Origin of the sequence: Novosphingobium sediminicola (assembly GCF_014196525.1) — a bacterium.
GTDB lineage: Bacteria > Pseudomonadota > Alphaproteobacteria > Sphingomonadales > Sphingomonadaceae > Novosphingobium > Novosphingobium sediminicola.
Genome location: NZ_JACIDX010000002.1, coordinates 375,586 through 394,688, shown reverse-complemented (window position 1 = coordinate 394,688; position 19,103 = coordinate 375,586). Strand labels below are relative to the sequence as shown.

14 protein-coding genes are annotated in these 19,103 nt (G+C 62.7%); 8 read left to right on the top strand and 6 right to left on the bottom strand.

Features of this window, described 5'->3' with window-relative positions; all coding sequences use genetic code 11:
* Positions 1-5: 5 nt before the first annotated feature.
* Together GGR38_RS04205 and GGR38_RS04200 are read right to left on the bottom strand one after the other, a co-directional pair.
* On the bottom strand, positions 6-1,547 hold the full coding sequence (locus tag GGR38_RS04205) for an ATP-binding cassette domain-containing protein (protein WP_183622951.1): 1,542 nt from the start codon (positions 1,545-1,547) through the stop codon (positions 6-8).
* Positions 1,508-2,107: a DUF2291 family protein gene (locus tag GGR38_RS04200; RefSeq protein WP_183622949.1), complete on the bottom strand. Its 600-nt coding sequence runs from the start codon at positions 2,105-2,107 to the stop codon at positions 1,508-1,510. Before GGR38_RS04200 ends, GGR38_RS04205 begins: the two co-directional genes overlap by 40 nt.
* A gap of 177 nt (positions 2,108-2,284) precedes the next feature.
* Between GGR38_RS04200 and GGR38_RS04195 the strand changes: the two genes are divergently transcribed.
* From GGR38_RS04195 to GGR38_RS04185, 3 genes are read left to right on the top strand one after another with little or no spacing between them, the layout of a single operon-like run.
* Entirely contained in the window at positions 2,285-3,133 is an 849-nt protein-coding gene (locus tag GGR38_RS04195; RefSeq protein ID WP_183622947.1) for a transketolase, read from the top strand.
* Positions 3,130-4,083, top strand: a complete 954-nt coding sequence (locus tag GGR38_RS04190) for a transketolase family protein (protein WP_183622945.1) — start codon at positions 3,130-3,132, stop codon at positions 4,081-4,083. The genes GGR38_RS04195 and GGR38_RS04190 overlap by 4 nt, the downstream gene beginning before the upstream one ends.
* Before the next feature lie 7 nt (positions 4,084-4,090).
* Positions 4,091-5,539 carry an FGGY family carbohydrate kinase gene (locus GGR38_RS04185; protein ID WP_221226994.1) on the top strand — a complete coding sequence of 483 codons (1,449 nt, stop codon included), beginning with the start codon at positions 4,091-4,093 and terminating at the stop codon, positions 5,537-5,539.
* Between the two features lie 42 nt (positions 5,540-5,581).
* Here GGR38_RS04185 and GGR38_RS04180 read toward each other — a convergent pair whose 3' ends face one another.
* Entirely contained in the window at positions 5,582-6,778 is a 1,197-nt protein-coding gene (locus GGR38_RS04180; RefSeq protein ID WP_183622943.1) for an esterase, read from the bottom strand.
* Between the two features lie 293 nt (positions 6,779-7,071).
* Here GGR38_RS04180 and GGR38_RS04175 point away from each other — a divergent pair, with 293 nt between their 5' ends.
* Positions 7,072-8,658, top strand: coding sequence for a DUF1593 domain-containing protein (locus tag GGR38_RS04175; RefSeq protein ID WP_221226993.1), 1,587 nt, complete (start codon positions 7,072-7,074; stop codon positions 8,656-8,658).
* A 74-nt stretch (positions 8,659-8,732) separates the two neighbouring features.
* Here GGR38_RS04175 and GGR38_RS04170 read toward each other — a convergent pair whose 3' ends face one another.
* Entirely contained in the window at positions 8,733-10,328 is a 1,596-nt protein-coding gene (locus tag GGR38_RS04170; protein ID WP_183622941.1) for a carboxylesterase/lipase family protein, read from the bottom strand.
* Positions 10,329-10,523: 195 nt separating this feature from the next.
* Here GGR38_RS04170 and GGR38_RS04165 point away from each other — a divergent pair, with 195 nt between their 5' ends.
* Positions 10,524-13,157 carry a TonB-dependent receptor domain-containing protein gene (locus GGR38_RS04165; protein WP_183622939.1) on the top strand — a complete coding sequence of 878 codons (2,634 nt, stop codon included), beginning with the start codon at positions 10,524-10,526 and terminating at the stop codon, positions 13,155-13,157.
* Positions 13,158-13,204: 47 nt separating this feature from the next.
* Here GGR38_RS04165 and GGR38_RS04160 read toward each other — a convergent pair whose 3' ends face one another.
* Positions 13,205-14,473, bottom strand: coding sequence for a serine hydrolase domain-containing protein (locus GGR38_RS04160; protein WP_183622937.1), 1,269 nt, complete (start codon positions 14,471-14,473; stop codon positions 13,205-13,207).
* 80 nt (positions 14,474-14,553) lie between these two features.
* Complete coding sequence (locus tag GGR38_RS04155; RefSeq protein WP_183622935.1) at positions 14,554-15,642, bottom strand: helix-turn-helix transcriptional regulator; 1,089 nt, start codon at positions 15,640-15,642, stop codon at positions 14,554-14,556.
* A 213-nt stretch (positions 15,643-15,855) separates the two neighbouring features.
* On the opposite strand from GGR38_RS04155, the gene GGR38_RS04150 reads away from it, so the two are divergent.
* From GGR38_RS04150 to GGR38_RS04140, 3 genes are read left to right on the top strand one after another with little or no spacing between them, the layout of a single operon-like run.
* The gene (locus tag GGR38_RS04150; protein WP_183622933.1) at positions 15,856-16,380 is read left to right on the top strand and encodes a protein-disulfide reductase DsbD domain-containing protein; all 525 of its coding nucleotides are present in this window, start codon (positions 15,856-15,858) and stop codon (positions 16,378-16,380) included.
* Positions 16,381-16,383: 3 nt separating this feature from the next.
* On the top strand, positions 16,384-17,730 hold the full coding sequence (locus GGR38_RS04145; RefSeq protein WP_183622931.1) for a hypothetical protein: 1,347 nt from the start codon (positions 16,384-16,386) through the stop codon (positions 17,728-17,730).
* 18 nt (positions 17,731-17,748) lie between these two features.
* Positions 17,749-19,083 carry a TlpA disulfide reductase family protein gene (locus GGR38_RS04140; protein WP_183622929.1) on the top strand — a complete coding sequence of 445 codons (1,335 nt, stop codon included), beginning with the start codon at positions 17,749-17,751 and terminating at the stop codon, positions 19,081-19,083.
* The last annotated feature ends 20 nt before the right edge of the window (positions 19,084-19,103 follow it).

Sequence of the window (19,103 nt, the reverse complement as noted above, 5' to 3'; positions counted from 1 at the left end):
TTTTGTCATGCTGCTGCTGCCGCATTGGCGGCGCGGATCAGGCGCGCCTCACTCGCCTCGGCCACGGGTATGTCGAGAGTGATGCGTCCCTTGGCGATGACGATGACCCTTTCGGCCACGGCCAGCGCTTCGAGCACATCGGAGGTGGAAAAGACCACGGCCAGCCCATCGGCGGCCAGTTGGCGGATCGTGGCGAAAACCTCGCTGCGCGCGCCCACGTCAATGCCGCGCGTGGGTTCGTCCAGCAACAGCGCCGCAGGGCCGGGCATCAGCGCCCGCCCGATCAGCGCCTTTTGCTGATTGCCGCCCGACAGCGCGGTGATCGCCGTGCGGGCCGAGGCGGTTTTTACCCCCAGCCGGGCGATCATCCGCCCCACCGCGCCTTGCTCGCGCTCGGGGCGGATCACGCCCTTTTGCGCAAAGCTGGCCAGATCGCTGACCGCCATATTGCGGCCTACATCCAGATTGGCGAACAGGCCCTGCGCCTTGCGGTCTTCGGAAACGAACAGCAAGCCGAGTTCGACTCTTTGCGCAATCGAAAGCCGGGTGATGTTCTCGCCCTTCAGCGTGATCGTGCCATCGCTGGCGGCGCGGGCGCCAAAGGCGACCTCCATCAATTCGGTGCGCCCCGATCCCAGCAGCCCGTAAAGCGCGACAATGCCGCCTGCGCGCGCCTCCATCGAAATGTCGTGCAGCGCCGCCGAAGTCCGGTCGCGCGGGCGCGAAACGCCTGAAATGGCCAGAACCGTCTCGCCTTCCTCCGGCGCGGGGGTGTCGGCACGTTCCAGCCGCCCTTCCTCGCCCAGCATCGTCTCGATGATCCAGCCGACCGAGGCATCGGCCGCCTCGCTGCGCGCTACGATCCGTCCATCGCGCATCACCGTGATGCTGTCGCCCACGCGCAGCAATTCCTCCAGCCGGTGCGAGATATAGACGATGCCGACGCCCGCGCGCTTCAGATCGCCGATGACCTCGAAGAGCACCTCGACCTCGGCCTCGCTGAGCGCGGAGGTGGGTTCGTCAAGGATGAGCACCCGGCATTCCTCGGCCAGCGCCTTGGCGATCTCGACAATCTGCTGTTCGCCGATACTCAGCGTGGCCACGCGGCGGTCGGGGTCGATATTTTGCCGCAAGCGGGCCAGCAAGGCGCGCGCCTTTTCCCTCTCGCCGGGACGGTCGAGCAGGCCCTTGCGCGAACCCAGCAGAAAGATGTTCTCCGCCACGCTCAGATTGGGACAGAGGTTCAATTCCTGATGCACCATGCCGATGCCGCGCGCCGCCGCATCGCGCGCGCCGTTCAGCCGAACCGGATGACCATCGACGAAGACCTCGCCCTCGCTGGGCGTTTCAATGCCCGCCAGAATGCGCATCAGTGTCGATTTGCCCGCGCCATTCTCGCCGATCAACACGCTGACGCGGCCCGCCTCGACGGCAAAATCCGCGCCATGCAGCGCGGTGACCCCGCCATAGCGCTTCTTGACGCCGCTGGCCCGCATCAGTTCGGCCATCACGCGCCCGCCATGATGCGCACGGGCATCACCTGCCACGCGCCATCTTCGGAACGCTGGCCTGCGCCCAGGAATTCCACCTTCATCCCCGGCTTCAGTTGCTCCGCCGCCGGGCGCACCTGCGCCAATGCGCGGGCGTTAAGCGTGCGCGACACGGCGGCATAGGCCAGTTGATCGGGCATATCGTTGAAAGCAAAAATCGGCTGACTGTCGCGCAGAGCGGTGGAGACGATCACCGGGCCGAGCATCAGCCGCACCTCGCCCACGCCCGCGACATTGACCAGCATCGATCCCTGACGCGAGGCGCGGTCGATGGCGGCGATGATGCCTTCGCCGTGAACGGCATGGGGGGCATTGTCGCGCGGGGCCTGCGCCAGCGGAACCGAGGATTTTTCCATGCCCGGCATCACGCGCGCGTTCCACGCTTCCTTCACCGCCGCATCGGCATCAAAGGCGCCGCTTTCGCGGCTGCGGATCTGGCGTGCTTCTTCAAGGGTCAGCACTTTGCAGCCCGAAAGCGCAAGGCAGCCGGGCAGAGCAATCAGCGCGACAAGCGCAAGTCGCCTGCTGCGCCATGGCGCAAACTTGTTGAAGGCCACGAAAAATCCTCTCCTTGCGCTGATCGCAAATGTCTTGCCCCTTGCCTAACCGGATTGCGCTTCGCCTTCAAGAGGGTTGTGGAGGAAAAGAAAGAAAAAGAAAGGAGTCAAAAGTTGTGGGATTGCCCTTTGCCTTCGCTTGCTATAGTCGGACCAGCGACAAGGAGAATTTTGCGAATGCCCGAATCTCGCCCCCGCAGCGGCCAAACTCTTGCCGAACGTGCCGCTTTTGTCCGTGAACAGGCCCGCTGGATCCGCAAACGGGCGCTTCGCATGGTATTTGATGCGCGCCAGGGCCACCCCGGCGGCGACCTTTCGGCCACCGATGCGCTGGCTGCGCTTTATTTCGATGCGATGCGCTATGATCCGGCCGATCCGCGCTGGGTGGCACGCGATCGTTTCATCCTCTCCAAGGGCCATGCCACCGGCGCGCTTTACAGCACGCTGGCGCTTGCAGGCTTCTTTCCTCAGGAAGAACTGACCACCTATATGCAGCCGCTCTCGCGGTTGAACGGGCATCCCAATCGCAACAAGATTCCGGGCGTCGAAACCAACACCGGCCCGCTGGGCCACGGGATGCCGGTGGCGGTGGGCATCGCCATCGCGGCCCAGATCGACAAGGCGGATTATCGCACTTTCATCATCACCGGCGATGGCGAATTGCAGGAAGGCAGCAATTGGGAGGCCGCGATGACCGCAGGCCACCGCAAATTGTCGAGCCTGACGCTGATCGTTGACCGCAACCGCCTGCAACAGGGCGCCGGGACCGAGGATACGGTGGGCCTTGACCCGCTGGACGACAAATTCCGCGCCTTTGGCTGGGATGTGGTCGAGGTGGACGGGCATGACATCGAGGCGCTGCTGCCGCTGCTCGACGGATCTACGCCGCATGAAAGGCCGCTTTGCATCATCGCCAATACGGTTAAGGGCAAGGGCATTTCGTTCATGGAAAACAAGGCTAGCTGGCACCATGGCGTGCCCAACGCCGAACAATACGAACAAGCGATGAAGGAACTGGACGCATGAGCAGCCCCGCAACCCAGACATCCGGGCTGTTCGATTGCCGCGATGCCTATGTCAAAACGCTCGAAGCGCTGGGCGCGGCGGATGAGCGCATTGTCGCCGTGGTCAATGACAGCGTGGGGTCGAGCAAGCTGGGCGGTTTCCGCGACAAGTTCCCCGAGCGCCTGATCAATGTCGGCATTGCCGAACAGAACATGGTGGGCGTGGGCGCTGGCCTTGCCAATGGCGGCAAGGTGGCCTTTGTCAGCGGTGCTTCGTGCTTTCTGACCGGGCGTTCGCTCGAACAGGTGAAGGCGGACGTTGCCTATTCGCAAGCCAATGTGAAACTTTGCGGCATTTCGAGCGGCGTGGCCTATGGCGAACTTGGCCCCACGCATCACTCGATCGAGGATGTCGCATGGCTGCGCACGATGGGCGACATCACCGTCCTCGTTCCGGCCGACCCTTGGGAAACCGAGCAATGCGTCCGCGCCGCTGCCGAGATGGACGGCCCGGTGTTCATCCGCATCAGTCGCATGGGCGTGCCCGCTCTGCCGCGCCCGGCGGACGCCGCTTTTACCATCGGCAAGGCCGAGATCTTGCGCGAGGGCGGCGATGGCGCCATTCTGGCCAATGGCACGATGGTGTGCCGCGCGCTGGAGGCGGCCGAAGCCTTGGCTGCCGAGGGCATTTCCGCGCGGGTGGTCAATATGTGTTCGATGTCGCCGATTGACGAGGAAGCCATTCTCGCCGCCGCGCAAACCGGCGCGATTGTCACCGTTGAAGAGCATAGTGTGCGCGGCGGTCTGGGCAGTGCGGTGGCCGAGATCGTGTCGCAGAACACGCCCTGCCGGATGAAGATCCTGGGCTTTGCCGGGTTCCAGCCCACAGGATCTGCCGAATTTCTGATGGAATATTCGGGCCTGACCGCGGCCAATATTGCGGCCAGCCTGTGCGGCCTGCTGGGGCGGTAAGGCCAACGTGACGCGACCGGCCATCCTCGCCCTCGATTGCGGGACGACCAACACCAAGGCCATGCTGATCTCGCTTGATGGGGAAATCCTGTCGAGCGGGTTGGTGGCCAATGCCGTTTCTCACCCGGAACCGGGCTGGGCCGAGCAATCGGGTGAGGGCATCCTTGTCAGCGCCGATGCGGCCATCCGTCAGGCCATCGCGGGCGCCCCCGATGCCGACATCCGCGCCATCGGCATTTCGAACCAGCGTGAATCCGCTCTGGTCTGGGATGCGCAGACGGGGGTGCCGCTTGGCCCCTGCATCCTGTGGCAATGCCGCCGCACGGCGCCCTTCTGCGCGGCCCTGCGTGAGGCGGGCGAGGGTGAAAGGGTCGAGCAACTCAGCGGGCTCGGCCTCGACCCGCTGTTTTCGGCCAGCAAGTTGCGCTGGCTGATCGACCATGTCGATGGCGGCGCAGACCTGCGCGGCGGGACCGTTGATAGCTGGCTCTTGTGGCATATGACCGGCGGAGCCGTGCATGCGACCGACGCCAGCAATGCCTCGCGCACGCAGTTGCTCAATCTGGATGGCGGCGACTGGGACGAGGAATTGCTGGGCCTGTTTGGCGTGCCGCGCGCGATCCTGCCGCGCGTGTTGGCGTCTGATGCGCTGTTTGGCCATACGGCGGGCGGGTTTGGCGGCTTGCCCGATGGCATTGCGATCCATGCGATGATGGGCGATTCCCATGCCGCCCTGTTCGGCCATGCGATCACCGCGCGCGGGCGGGTCAAGGTGACGCTGGGCACCGGCTCTTCACTGATGTGCCCCACCGGGGCGCGGGCGCGTTCGGCCCATGGTCTGTCGGGCACGATTGCCTGGCGGCGCGGCGGCGAAACGGTCTATGCGTTGGAAGGCAATATCACGGTTTCGGGCCATTCGGCGGCCTTTGGCGCGCAATTGCTGGGCCTTGGCGGAGCGCAGGAACTGGCCGATCTGGCCGCGACGGTTCAGGATAGCGACGGCGTCTATGTCGTGCCCGCGCTGGCCGGGTTGGGCGCGCCGCATTGGCAGGAAGAAGCGCGCGGGATCATTTGTGGTCTCTCGCTCGGCTCGCGCCCGGCCCATGTCGCCTATGCCGTGCTGGAGGGCATCGCGCATCAGATCTGCGATCTGGTGTCCGCCATCGAGGCCGATCTGGGCGAGGATTTGGAGGCGATTTGCGTCGATGGCACCGCCGCGCGCAACGATCACCTGTTGCAGATGCTGGCCGATCTTTCCGGGCGACTGGTCGAGCGGCCTTCACAAACCGACCTGAGCGCATTGGGCGCGGCGATGATGGCAGCGGGCGGGGCGGGGCTGTCTTTGTCCGACACGCTGATCGCCAAGGAGCGCCATTTTGCCCCCGCCATGGCCGGGCATGCGCGGATGTCCTCGCGCGAAGGTTGGCGCAAGGCGGTGGCGCGGGCCTGTCTGTAACGATGGCGGCGGCCCTTTCCGGCAAAGGGCCGCCGCGATTGCTTATCGAAACAGCAATGGCGCAAAGGCGTTGAGATATTCGCGCCAGTTGCGCCAGTCATGCCCGCCCGGCGTCTCCACTGTGGTCAGTTTCACGCCTTTCGTTTTGAAATAATCGGTGATTTCCATCGCGCCGGGCCGCGCGAAATCCGTATAGCCCCAACCCCACCAGAACAGTTTCAACTCTTTGTTCAGGAGCGCAATCGTGTCCTGCTTGTGGTCGTAAAACCACTGGCGGTCGGCCTGTCGAAACCAGCCCGAGCTGAAGATCCCGACATAGCGAAAGGTGTCAAGGTTCGACAGGCTGGTGTTGAGCGTCTGAATGCCGCCCATCGACAGGCCCGCCATGGCGCGATGTTCGGGATCGGCGATGGTGCGGTAATTCTGTTCGATAAAGGGGATAATGTCGGCGGTCATCTCCTTGACGAAAGGCTCCTTGTCCGGGGCCGAGGTCATTACCTGCCCGGCATGGGGCGTATAGCCTGCGGGCATGACCACGATCATCGGCTTGATTTTGCCCTCGGCCAGCAGGTTGTCGAGGATATTGTTGGCCTGCCCGGCGGTGATCCATGATGTTTCGGAATCGCCGCCGCCATGCATCAGATAGAGCACCGGATAGGAACCCGCCCCCTTTTCGTAACCGGGCGGGGTATAGACGACGAGGCGCCGATCCGCGCCATTCAGAGTGGTCGATGTGAAATGCCGCTCGCTGACCGAGCCATGGGGAAGAGGCTGCCGATATTCAGCGAAATCGCCGGGTACGGTCAGCAGACTGTTCTGGCTGGCGCGTTGCGGCGACATGGCGGTGTTGCGCGGGTCGAGCGTGACCGCGCCATCGACGACGAAATAATAGCGATAGGCGCCCGAGCGGATCGGCGTGGTCGTGGTGCCGGTCCATACGCCATCTTTGTCTTTGACCATGGTAATTTGCGGCGTGGGACCGGCAGTCATGTCGCCGGGCGGGATGGCGATGGCATTGGCCTGTCGGATCAACTCGCCATCGACGGACACGGATTTCGCATTGGGCGCGCCGATGCGAAAGGTGACGCGGTGATCGGGCAGTACCTCAGGCGAGATGACGGCGGCCGGTTCGACGCCGCGATCGACGACGATCGGCGGATTGGGGCGCGACTGGGCGTGAAGCGCGGTGGGCAGGCTGAGTGCGGCTGAAATCAGCAGCGCTTGTCGTAGCGATGTCATGGGGGGCCTCTCCGTCATAGGCGTCCGTTTTTTCCGAATCACCCTATTTCTTATTTCAGCAATTTTTCAACTGAGCTTCAGTTTTGCGGTGCTGCCAAGCGGCGTCAAGGCAATATGTTATGATTCATTTCTATAGATTTCGATTGCATAAACTTGGAGGCGGAATGAAAATCGAGAATATGCATCAATCTTCGAGAAAAATTGACTTTTCTGCGCCTAGAAGTAGGTTTGTCTGTATTCGAAAAAACGAAAGAGAGGCGAGAGTGAGCATCGGTAAAGGCAGGGCGGGAGCCATGGCTGGATATGCGGGCATATGGCTGGCGGGCGCGGCGGCGGTCCTGACGCCGCAGATGGCGCTGGCGGCGAGCAAGAAGGCGCCTCCGCTTTATCTTGAAACGCCCGAGGGGCAAAAGCCGCGCGTGGTCATCACCGCCGACCCGGAGCTGGACGACAATAATTCATTGATCCGCTATCTGCTCTACAGCACCGATTATCGCACCGAAGGGCTGGTTTATGCCAGCAGCCAATTCCACTGGACCGGCGATGGCAAGGGGACGAAATTGTCGGTGCCGGGGCGGGAATATACGCGCATTCCCAACAATCCCTGCCCCTGCACCTCGTGGCGCTGGTCGCCCGACGAGCGCTTTATCGACGATGCGGTGGCCGCCTATGCCAAAGCCTATCCCAATCTGAAGGTCCATAATAAGGACTATCCGACGCCGGAATTGCTCAAGTCGAAAATTCGCTGGGGCAATGTTCAATTTGATGGTGAAATGGACAAGGATACGCCGGGCTCCGATCTCATCAAGAAATTGCTGCTCGATGATGAAGAAGCGCCGATCTATCTGCACGCATGGGGCGGGGGCAGCACGATTGCGCGCGCGCTCAAATCCATCGAGGATCAGTATAAGGGCACCAAACAATGGGCGGCGATCCGCGCCAAGGTGATCCGCAAGGCGATCCTGCATCCCTCGGGCGATCAGGATGACACTTATGTCAAATATATCAAACCTAACTGGCCGGAGATCCGCTATCGCCAACTGGCGGGCGGGCTGGCGCTGGGCTATAATGCGCAGAATGCGGTCAGCCTTGAAGATGCCGCCTATCTCTCCTCCGACTGGATGGAGAAGAACATTTCCAGCCGTGGCTCGCTGGGCGAGCGTGAGCGAGTCTGGGGCGATGGCAAGCAGATGGTCAAGGGCGATATTTTTGATTTCTTTGGTTTCTCTGGAAAGAGTGCCGATGAGTTGCGCAAGGAGGGCTATGTCGTTTGGACTCCTTTGCGCGACAAGGGCGAATTTCTGGGCGAGGGGGATACCGATACTTTCCTCAATCTGGTGAATAATGGTCTGCGCGGCTATCGCGACAACAGTTTCGGCGGCTGGGGCGGCTATTCGAAGGCCGATCCCACCCATGGCGGCTTTGGCTCGGCCGATTTTGCCGCGATGATGGCCAATATGCAGCGCGGCGAACGCAAGCGGGCGCCGACCCATCCCTTCCTGGCCGCGGCCCAGCGCGATTGGGCCGAACGCTTCAAATGGGCGGTGACGCCGACCTATGCCGGTGCCAATCACAATCCCAGCGTCAGCGTGGTCGGCCCTCATCAGATCGTGGCCAAGCCGGGCCAAGTGCTGAAATTTTCGACCAAATCCAGCGATCCTGATGGCGACAAAATCGCCTTCAAATGGTGGAACTGGAAAGAGGCGGGGACCTATAAGGGCGATCTGGCCGTGACGGGCGAGGCGGGCGGGCGCGCCAGCCTGACCATCCCGGCCGATGCCAAGCCGGGCGACATGTTCCAGATCATCGTCGAGGCCAGCGATGTTCGGCCCGAGCCGCTCTCACACTATGACAAGGTTTTGATTTCCATCGCTAAGTAAGCCCAAAAAGAAGATGCCAGGCCGACCAGGGCCTGGCATCTCATCACGGGGGCGTATTGTCAGGAGAGGGGACTTTACGCCGACATGAATTTGCGAATATCGCCATGGGGATCGCTTTCGACCCGGCTTTCCAGATTGAAGATCATCGTCTGGCGACGCGCCAGATCATAGGGCGGCCATGCAGGGATCGCAGCGGTCTGCGGATTGCCGGTCTTGGCAAAAGCGACCCATGCCGGATGCATCTGCGCCGCCATCCGGGCCGGTTCAGGGCCATTGCCGACGAAATCGCGGATATTGTCATAGGTGTCGAAAACATAAGACAATTCCGTCGCATGGCCGGCCTTCAGCCGCCCGCCCAGCGTCGGCAATTCGCGGTCCATCCGGTACATCCAGACCGGCGCGCTCTGGCGCGATTTGCGCTCGGCCAGCGTGACCGAGTTGATCCAGAACATCCGCGCGCCATTGAGCGCGACGATCAGATCGCCGGGTGAATATCTCGGATGGGCCGCGCGCAGCGCCGATGCCAGAGTGGCCGCATTCTTGGGATGGACTTTGCGCACGGCGGCCTCGAAATCGGCATCGGTCGCGGTGGCCAGCGTCTTGTCGCCCAGCGCGAACATGGTTCCCTCGTCCTTGTTTGTGCCGATAATCAACGGGATATTGGCAGCCATCGCCGCTGCCTCGGGCGCAAAGGGGCCGCGCGGCAATTCCTTGCCATCAATGCTGGGGTTGAATCCGCCCATCAGAAAGCCGCCCGCGTCGCTCTTGGCCACGGCATCGATCGCGGCCTGCTGTGATTGAAAGATCTTTTGCGTATCGACCGCTGCCAATGCGGCCACATCGCCCGCCTTGACCCCCAGCACATCTGTCAGCGCCGCGCCCAAGCCTTGCGCATATTTGCGGGGCGTGGCGTCCAATCCGGCCCCGCTTTGAATAATCGCTTTTTGATACAAACCCTTGGCCGATGGCATGCCCAGCAGGAGCGAGACTTTCATCCCACCGCCGCTCTCGCCAAAGATCGTCACATTGTCCGGATCGCCGCCAAACAGCGCGATATTGGCGCGCACCCATTGTAGCGCCGCGACAATATCAAGCATCCCCGCCACCCCTGACGAGGCATAATCCGGCCCCCAGCTTTCGGGCAGTTGCGTATAGCCGAAAACGTTCAGGCGGTGGTTGAGCGAGACCAGCACGATGCCGTCGCGCGCGAAATGGTCGCCCCAATAGGTCGGCCGCCCCGCCGCCCCGCTGGAAAATCCGCCGCCATGCAGCCACACCATCACCGGCTTCTTCCCGGTCAGCGCGGGGGTCCAGACGTTGAGGAACAGGCAGTCCTCGCTGTGCTGTTCGTCAAAGGGCATGTCATTTTGCCCATCGCTCTGGATCGCGGCGGCGCCGAATTGCGCGGCATCGGCCACCTGCGTCCACTTCTGCACCGGCTGGGGCGGGCGAAAGCGCAGGGGGCCGACCGGCGGCGCGGCATAGCGCATGCCCTTGAACGCCTGAACCCCGCCCCATTCGAAACGCCCGCGCACGGGGCCGTTGCTGGTCTGCACGATGTCGGTGGCCGCGCCCACATTGCCCGCATAGGCGCGCGTGGCGACCAAAGCACCGGTGGCGGCCACCGATCCAAGCAAGGCGCGCCGCGTCATCCCGGAATTGACTTTCATACATGCTCTCCGCTGGTGGAAATTATCATTCTTGCGCTTTACGTCGTAAATACGAAAATTATCGAAAGTCGTCAATTGTCAAACGCAGGGCCGTCTGTTAGTGACTTTGCATGCGTCCGATGGAACGCACGCAATGATCCGCCGCCATTGAGCATAAAAACAGAGCGGATGAATTGAAAACAGAGGGGATTTCTGATGATAAAAATCGAAGCCAAGCGTAAAATCATGGGCTCGGTTAGCGCGCTGACCCTGATTCTGGCAGGTTCGGGGGCCGCTCTGGCGCAAACAGGCGCGCAAACGGCCGATAAACAGGCCGATGGCGAAGCCAATAAGAACGCCGAAATCATTGTGACCGGCACACTGCTGCGCGGGATTGCGCCGGTGGGCACCAATGTGCTCAGCGTAGGCCAGGCCGATGTGGTGGCGATCGGCGCCAAGACCTCGAACGACCTGTTGGCCAATATCCCCCAGATCAGCAATTTCAACGGCATCCCCACCGGCACCGCCGGTTTCGGCCAGCCTATCGTGCAGACCAACCTGCGCGGGCTTGGCGCCTCGGGCGGCACGACCACGCTCACGCTCATCAACGGCCACCGTGTGGTGGGTCAGGGCATCCTGCAAACCTATGTCGACCCCCAGATCATCCCCCCCGGCCTGATCGAGCGCGTCGAAGTCATCCCCGATGGCGGCTCGTCGATCTATGGTTCGGACGCGATTGGCGGCGTCATCAACTTTATCACGCGCAAGCGGATGAACGGGGTTGAGGCGACCGCGCGCTATGGCTTTGCCGATGGCTATAACACGGCTGACGCCAATGTTACGGCGGGCAAGGACTGGGGCAGCGGTTCGCTGATGCTGTCCTATGCCTATGCATGGCACAACAATGTGCAGGGCTATGAGCGCAATTATGTCACCCAGAATTTCACCGGTTTTGGCGGCGCGGACAATCGCAGCATGGCCTGCACCCCCGGCAATGTCCGCATCGGCAGCACCTATTACCCGATGCCCGGCACCACCGCAGGCGCGCCCAACAAGTGCAGCACCAGCGATTACCTCGACATCTATCCGCGCGAAACGCGCCACTCGGTCTATGCCGTGCTGGATCAGCAGCTGACCGAAAGCCTGAAGGCCAATATCACCGCCTATTATTCGCGCCGCGATACGGTCAACATGGAAGCCACCCTGTCGGGCAGCGGCACGATCACCAACGCCAACCCCTATTTCCGCCAGATCGGCACGGAAACCAGCCAGACCGTCTTCTTCAATTTCGAACCGGTGTTCGGCAAGGGCGTGGCCAGCCCCTCGCGCTTTGATTCATGGGGCATCACGCCCACGTTCGAGGCCGATCTTGGCCATGGCTGGCATTTGCGCGGGCTGGCCAATTACGGCCACAGCTATAACAACACGATCCAGAATGCGGCCAATGCGGGCAATATCGTCGCCGCTCTGGCCGGGACCACCACGTCCACCGCGCTCAACCCCTATAATCTGAGCGCGACCGATGCCGGAGTGCTGGCCTCGATCCGCGATTACAGCAACAATTCGGTGGCCAAACAGGATCTGGCCGAGACGCGCCTTGTGGCCGATGGCAGCCTGTTCAACCTGCCGGGCGGCGATGTCCGTCTGGCCGTGGGCGGCGAATTCCATTACGAAAAGATCGCGGCCAATATCCGCTTCGGTTCCTCGGCTGCGCCTTTCCGCAATGCCGCAGCCGCCGCGCGTCAGGTCGCCTCGGTCTTTGGCGAAGTCTTCGTGCCCATCGTGGGCAGCGCCAATGCGGTGCCGGGCATTGCCGCGCTCGATCTGACGGGCTCTGTGCGTTATGACAGCTATGACGATGTGGGCGGCACAACCAACCCCAAGATCGGCTTTAACTACAAGCCGGTGGGCTGGGTCACGGTGCGCGGCAATTACGGCACCTCGTTCCACGCGCCCAGCCTTGCCGATACCGTGGGTTCGGTGGACTCGCGCATTTCGTTCACCACGGCCATCGGTTATGCGGGCGGTCGCCCGATCATCTGGATTTCGGGCGGCAACCCCAACCTGAAGCCGGAAAAGGCGCGCACATGGTCGCTGGGCGCGGATATCAAGCCGCCGGTGCTGCCGGGCCTGACCTTGAGCGGGACCTATTACAACATCGACTTTTCCGACATCATCAGCGTGAACGCGGGCGGTTTCGGCAGCGCGGCCTGGTACAATGATCCGCTCAACGCGCCCTTCTTCATCGCCAATCCCACTCAGGCACAGGTCACCAGCTTTTCGGGCGGGGTTCAGCCGGACAACTTCCCCTCGCTGGGCTTCCTCTACAGCAATTACGGCACACCCTATGCGATCCTCGACCTTCGCCGCTATAACCGTGGGCGCCTGAAGCAGGACGGCATCGACTTCAACGCCCAGTATCAGCGCCCGACCAGCTTCGGCTCGATCTCGCTCAGCTTTGGCGGCACCTATACACTGCATCGCCGGTCCAGCCCGTCGAGCAATGGCGTCTATACCGAATTGCTGGACAATGGCGTGGGTCGTTTCAACTTTACCGCGGCGGCGGGCGCCACGGTCGGGCCGGTCACGGGCCGGGTTCAGTTGACGCATAGCGGCGGCTATCCGATCATGTTCGACGCCACGCAGACCAGCGTGAAGTCCTTCGATACGGTCAATATGTATTGGGGGCTGGATCTGCAAAAGATCGGGCTGAAGCAATCGGCGATGCTGACGCTCAACGTCGATAATCTGTTCGACCAGAACCCGCCCTATCGCACTTCGGGCAATGGCTATGCCAATGGCGCCACGCTGGGCCGGACAGTGACGCTGGGCATTCGCACCAAGTTCTGATGATTGTCTATGCCGCAACCCTCGTCGGACGGTTGCGGCATCGCTCATTATTGGCCGTTCCACTGCGTCAAAGTACTGAAATAGGCCAGCGTATCCTCCAGCGCGTCATTCCCTTTGGCCGACCCCATTTCGGGAAAGAAGCTCAGCTTGACGATGACCGTGCGCGTGGCCGGGTGGACATAGATGAACTGGCCTTGCAACCCCAGCGCGGTATAGGCCCCGGTGTCATCCAGCCGCCAGATCTGAAAACCATAGCCCGCCCGCGCCATCGGATTGGTCACCGAGGGCGGCGGAGGCGGCGCGGCGGGATCGGCGTTGTTGGTCATGGCGGTGGCCTGTTCGACCCATGCGGCGGGCACGATCTGGCGCCCGTTGAACCGCCCCTTGTCCAGCATCATCGCGCCAAAGCGGGCAAAATCGCGCAACGTGGCATTATAGCCCATGCCGTTGAGTTCGCGCCCGACGCCCGGCCCGCCATCGGCAATCCAGAAGCCATGCGCCTGCGCCCCCATCGGCTGCCACAGATATTGCGCCATGAAATCGGCCAGCGGCCGCTTGGTCGCGCGCTCCAGCACCCAGCCCAGCACCGCAGTGTCGAGCGTGGAATAGTTGAAACGGCTGCCGGGTGCGAATTTGCGCTTCAGGCGCGGGGCCATGTCGGCAAAGCGCTCCTTGTTGGCCACGATGGCGTTAAGGAAGATCTGCGCAGCAACACTGGGCGTTGCGCCGAAATCATAGCGCTCCTCATAATCCACGCCCGAACGCATCTGGAGCAATTGCCGGATCGTTACGCCATCATAACCTGAGCCTTTCAGTTCAGGGACATAGGCGACCGCCGGATCGTCGATGGAACGGATCGCGCTCTGGCCCACGGCAATGCCCACCAGCATCGAGGTGAAAGTCTTGGCCATGGAAAAGGAAATGAAATGCGTGTCCGCATCGGTGTTGTTCCGATAGGATTCATGCAGCACCTTGCCATCGCGCATCACCAGAAGGGCCGAGGTAAAGGTCAGATCCTCCCACGTATCCTCGCTCATCACCTTGCCGCGAATGGTGGCGGGCGGCAGGGCGGCATCGGCGCGGGCCAGAGGGGCGACCGGGCCGGAACGCGCCACCACGCGAGTCTGGAACAACTGATCCATATTATGGAAGGTCAGCATATTCTCGGGCGCTTCGAGCATATGCATCCGCGCGGCGGCCAGCGCGGGAGGTACGCTGCCATCGGGCATGACATGGGGGGGCGCGGTTTGCGCCGAGACACACGGTGCGGCCAGAGCAAGCGCGAGGGCAAGAGAAGCACGGATCGGAGAAGCCATGGATGGACCTTTAAGCAAGTGGTGGCTCCGGCATGGGCGATCCTTGCCGGGGCCGCGTCTCCCGTTTGGTATAGGCTATATCATATAGCGCCCGCCACCGATCCGCCGATGCGCCGCACCAATTCGGATTGCCGCCCCGTCCCGGTCTTGGCCAGCACTCGCTTGAGATGCAGCCGCGCGGTGCCCTCGGCAATCCCGCGCGCGGCGGCAAAATCGCTGACGCTGTGCCCGGCGGCAAGGTAGGCGGCGAGGCTGGCCTCGGTGATGGTCAGGCCGAACAGGCGGGCAATATCGCCGGGTGCATAATGCACCGGCCGATCAGGCTGGGCCAAGGTCAGCAGCACAAGATCGCGCGACAAATGCCGGGCCGGGCGCGCGCGCAGATGGAGAGCAGGGCGGTCGATCCCGCCCAGCGCCAAGACGCCGCGATCCGAACGCCCCTCGACCAGAGCGGCCAGGACATCGTGATCATGGCGCTCAATCGCGGCAAGATGCCCATGGCGCAGGCGCAGCCCATGCCCCTCGGCCAGCAAAGCGCGCGCCGGTTCATTGCACCAATGCAGGCGCAAATCGCGGTCGCAGGCCAGCATCGCGACGCCGGTCGCGTCATGGGCCTGCGCGATCCATTCCGCCTTTGCCTCGGCCTCGCTCATGCGCAGCCACAGCTTTGCGGCCTGATGCATATGCGGCGCCATCCGGGCCAGCATCGCCTCTTCGCGCGGCTCCATATCGCGCCGATCATCGGGTGTGCGGTGAAAGATCAGCGTAAATCGATGGTCCTTGTCCAGCCTGTGGCTGATCCAAAAGGCAGGCCCCAGACCGCAGCGCGCCAGCCCGTCGGACAATCGGCGGCGATCCTGCGCGGAATAGGCGGGGCTGCGCGCATCGCTCAGGATCTCCATATCGGGGATCGGCCCGATGGGGCGGCTGAAACGCGGGTTGGCCGGACTGTTGGCCCATGAATCATGCAGGCGGCCATGGCGTTCGGAATGGCTGTCGCGCGTGCCCCAGACCGGCAGCGCCTTGCCTTGCGCGGCGACCAGCAATTGCGCGGCAACGCATTCAACGTCAAAATCGCGGCGCAGCAGGTCCATCAATCCGACCCAGCGCGCCGGTTCATCAATCGCGCTATAGAGCGCGCCGATCCATTGATCGCTGATTGCCGCCATGATCGCGCCCTCCCGTGAAGCCCTTATTTTGGGTGCAGGATATCGCATCGCGCCCGAACGGCAAGCGCAGCCTGCTTTGAGAGCAATGCTCATATCGGAATAGGATATTCTCAAGTTACTTGGCCGCATCCTGCCGATAATCCTTGGCTTTGCAGCGCTAATGGGGCCCGCTCTGCCGGAATCCTGCGCTTTCTTTACATGCAAGGCTGGATTATGACTTTGATGAATGGCGCCGCTGTCTCTGTAAAACGGGGGGTGATCCTTGGGCTGGCCGCTCTGATCGCGGGCGGCGGACAGGCATGGGCGCAGGCCCCCAATGGGGCGCAGACCGTGGCGTGGAGCGTGGCGCCGATCAGCCTTGCCGGGAAGTCCGGGCGCGCTTTGGTGCAATTGCGCGGCGCGGTGCGCGATGGCTGGCATGTCTATGCGCTCAAACAGCATGAAAATGGCCCGACCCCGCTGCTGGTGGCGGTCGAACCCAATCTTGTGGCCCAGCCTGCGGGCGCAGCGGCGGGCAGCGCGCCGATTGTCGCGCGCGATGCTGCCTTTAATCTCGACACGGCCTATTACGCGGGGAATTTCACGATTTCCCTGCCCGTCCGCATCAAACCGGGCGCGCAGGCGGGCCGCCAGACGATCCCGATCAGCGTGCGTTTCCAGACCTGCAACGGCCAGACCTGTCAGCCGCCCAAGACGCTGCACCTGACCGCCGATGTCATCGCGGGCGAGGGGCGCTGAGCCATGAGGCCGGTATTATGGGCCGGGCTGGTTTTGGCCGGGGCGCTGGCGATCAAGGGCGCCAATGCCCAGATCGCGGTGCAAAATCAGGGCTATGTGCCCTATAGCGAGGCGCCGATCCATTATCGCACGCGGCCCTTGAGCGATCCGGTGGCGTTGTTGCAAAAGGATCTGGACCGGGGCGCGGCGCATCTGACCTATGACGACACGCGCGGCTATCTGCGCTCGGTGCTCAAGGCGCTGCATGTGCCCGAGGCCTCGCAGACGCTGGTCTTTTCCAAGACCAGTTTTCAGTTCACCAAGATCAACCCGGAGCATCCGCGCGCGCTTTATTACAATGACGATGTCTATGTCGGCTCGGTCCATCAGGGCAAGACGATCGAAATCGTCTCGTTCGATCCGATGCAGGGGGCGATCTTCTACCTGCTCGACGATCAGAAGGCCGAGCGGCCGGTGTTTCAGCGCGCCGAGCTGGATTGCACCCAATGCCATATCGCGGCGGCCACGCGCGGCGTGCCGGGGGTCTTGCTGCGCTCGGTCTATCCGGCGGCTTCGGGGGTGCTGACCCCGCGCGCGCCGCAATATATCACCGATCAGAAAAGCCCGCTGAAAGAACGCTGGGGTGGGTGGTATGTCAGCGGGGCGCTGGCTGATCCGACGATGGCGAATGCGGGGGTGGCCAATGCGGCGGTAACGGCGTCGGGCGCATTGCCTGCATTGGGCCCGCTGGCCACCCGCTATGATCCGGCCGCCTATCTGACGCCGGACAGCGATGGAGTTGCCCTGCTGGTGCTGGGCCATCAGGCGCAGATGCATAATCTGATCACGCTGCTCAATTACCAGACCCGGCTGACGCTTCATGCGCAGGGCCTGAGCGAGGATGCGCGGCCAACACTCGCCAGCCTGCCCGAGGAGGCGCGGGAAAAGATCACCCGTCCGGCCGAGCAATTGCTGCGCTATATGCTGTTTTCGCATGAGACGCCGCTGGGCGGGGCGGATGCGGCACGGGTGATCGCCGCCTCGCCCTTTGCCCGCCAGTTTGCCGCGCAGGGACCGCGCGATCGCGCCCGGCGCTCCCTGCGCGACTTTGATCTGCATGACCGGATCTTCCGCTATCCGTGCAGCTATCTGATCTATTCCACCGCCTTCGACGCGCTGCCCGAACCGGGCAAGACCTATCTCTATCACCGCCTGTTTCAGGTGCTGAGCGGGGCGGATCAGGGCGAGGATTTCGCCCATCTGACCCCCGCCGATCGGCAGGCGATCCTGGCCATCCTGCGCGCCACCAAACGCGGCCTGCCCGATGAATGGCGGCGCAAGATTTCTCCCAACCCCGTCTCCCCCACTTGATGATGATCGGAACTGGATATGAAAGCGATTTTGAAAGCCTCTGTTTCCGCCGCCCTTTTGCTGACCGGCAATGCCGCGCTGGCCGCCGATGCGGGCATTTCCGGCCAATGGGACGCAGTTCTCTCGCGCAATGGGGCCGACATCCCCTTCCGCCTCGACATCACGGGCGAGGGCGCGGGCCTGAAGGGCGTGTTCTATGACGGGTTCAAGCCCTATGAGGCCACCACCCATGCCAGTTTCCAGAATGGCAATCTGGTGCTCGATCTCGAACATTACCTGACCACGATCAACGCCAAGCTGGAGGGCGGGCAGCTCAACGGCAGCGTTCTGGCGCAGGGCCGGGAATCCTCCGCGCAATATACGTTCCGCGCCACGCGCCACGTCGACGCCCCCGCTAGCGCCGCCGCCGCGCCCCAGATCGCGGGCACATGGATCATCCCGCTTTCCACCCCGTCCTCCAAGGGTGAAAAGGCATTTCGTTTTGTCGTGCAGCAGCGCGGGGCCGAAGTGGCGGGCGCGATCCTGCGCATCGATGGCGACACCGGATCATACAGCGGCGCCTTCAAGGATGGCCGCTGGGTGCTGAGCCATTTCGACGGCGGGCGCCCCGGCGTCATTCAGGTCACGCCCAAATCCGACGGCACGCTGGAAATCCGCCAGCAGGTTGACCGCCCCGCCAAGGCCAGCGGCGAATATGGCAATGACAGCACCCCCGATGGCCGCTACGCCAACAGCCTGACCGCCTATCGTGCCGATGTCGCGGCGGCCAAGGGCCTGCCCCAGCCGGAAGATTTCCTGACCCACACCACCGCCAGCAATCCCGATGAGACGTTCAAGTTCAGCTTCCCCGATGCCGATGGGCGTCTGGTCACGCAGGATGATCCGCGCTTCAAGGGCAAGGTCGTGGTGGCGGTCGTTACCGGAACTTGGTGCCCCAATTGCCATGACGAGGCGCAATATCTGGTTCAGCTCGACAAGACATATCGCGATCAGGGGCTGGCCATCGTTGCACTCAATTTTGAAGAGCCGGATCAGCAGGATACGCTCAAGCGCCAGAAGGCCTTCATCAAGCAATATGGCGTGAAATACACCTATCTGACCGCCGGATCGCCCGCGCAAATGTGGGAAAAGGTGCCCCAGCTCAACCATCTCGACACATGGCCCGCAACGGTGTTCATCGGGCGCGACGGTAAGGTCAAGGCGGTGCATTCGGGCTTTGCCTCTCCCGCCAGCGGCGAATTCCATGCGCAATTGCAGCAGGAATTTACCTCGCGGATCGAGCATCTGCTGTCGCAAAAGCCGGTGGTGGCTGCATCCGAGCAGCCGACCAAGGCGCTGGCGCTGAACCGCTAAGGCCAATGGCGGGGCGCGGC

Coding starts and splice junctions, on each gene's coding strand:
- GGR38_RS04140 (WP_183622929.1), top strand. CDS start 17,749: ATGAAAGCGATTTTGAAAGCCTCTGTTTCCGCCGCCCTTTTGCTGACC.
- GGR38_RS04190 (WP_183622945.1), top strand. CDS start 3,130: ATGAGCAGCCCCGCAACCCAGACATCCGGGCTGTTCGATTGCCGCGAT.
- GGR38_RS04195 (WP_183622947.1), top strand. CDS start 2,285: ATGCCCGAATCTCGCCCCCGCAGCGGCCAAACTCTTGCCGAACGTGCC.
- GGR38_RS04160 (WP_183622937.1), bottom strand. CDS start 14,473: ATGGCTTCTCCGATCCGTGCTTCTCTTGCCCTCGCGCTTGCTCTGGCC.
- GGR38_RS04170 (WP_183622941.1), bottom strand. CDS start 10,328: ATGAAAGTCAATTCCGGGATGACGCGGCGCGCCTTGCTTGGATCGGTG.
- GGR38_RS04165 (WP_183622939.1), top strand. CDS start 10,524: ATGATAAAAATCGAAGCCAAGCGTAAAATCATGGGCTCGGTTAGCGCG.
- GGR38_RS04150 (WP_183622933.1), top strand. CDS start 15,856: ATGACTTTGATGAATGGCGCCGCTGTCTCTGTAAAACGGGGGGTGATC.
- GGR38_RS04155 (WP_183622935.1), bottom strand. CDS start 15,642: ATGGCGGCAATCAGCGATCAATGGATCGGCGCGCTCTATAGCGCGATT.
- GGR38_RS04175 (WP_221226993.1), top strand. CDS start 7,072: ATGGCTGGATATGCGGGCATATGGCTGGCGGGCGCGGCGGCGGTCCTG.
- GGR38_RS04145 (WP_183622931.1), top strand. CDS start 16,384: ATGAGGCCGGTATTATGGGCCGGGCTGGTTTTGGCCGGGGCGCTGGCG.
- GGR38_RS04180 (WP_183622943.1), bottom strand. CDS start 6,778: ATGACATCGCTACGACAAGCGCTGCTGATTTCAGCCGCACTCAGCCTG.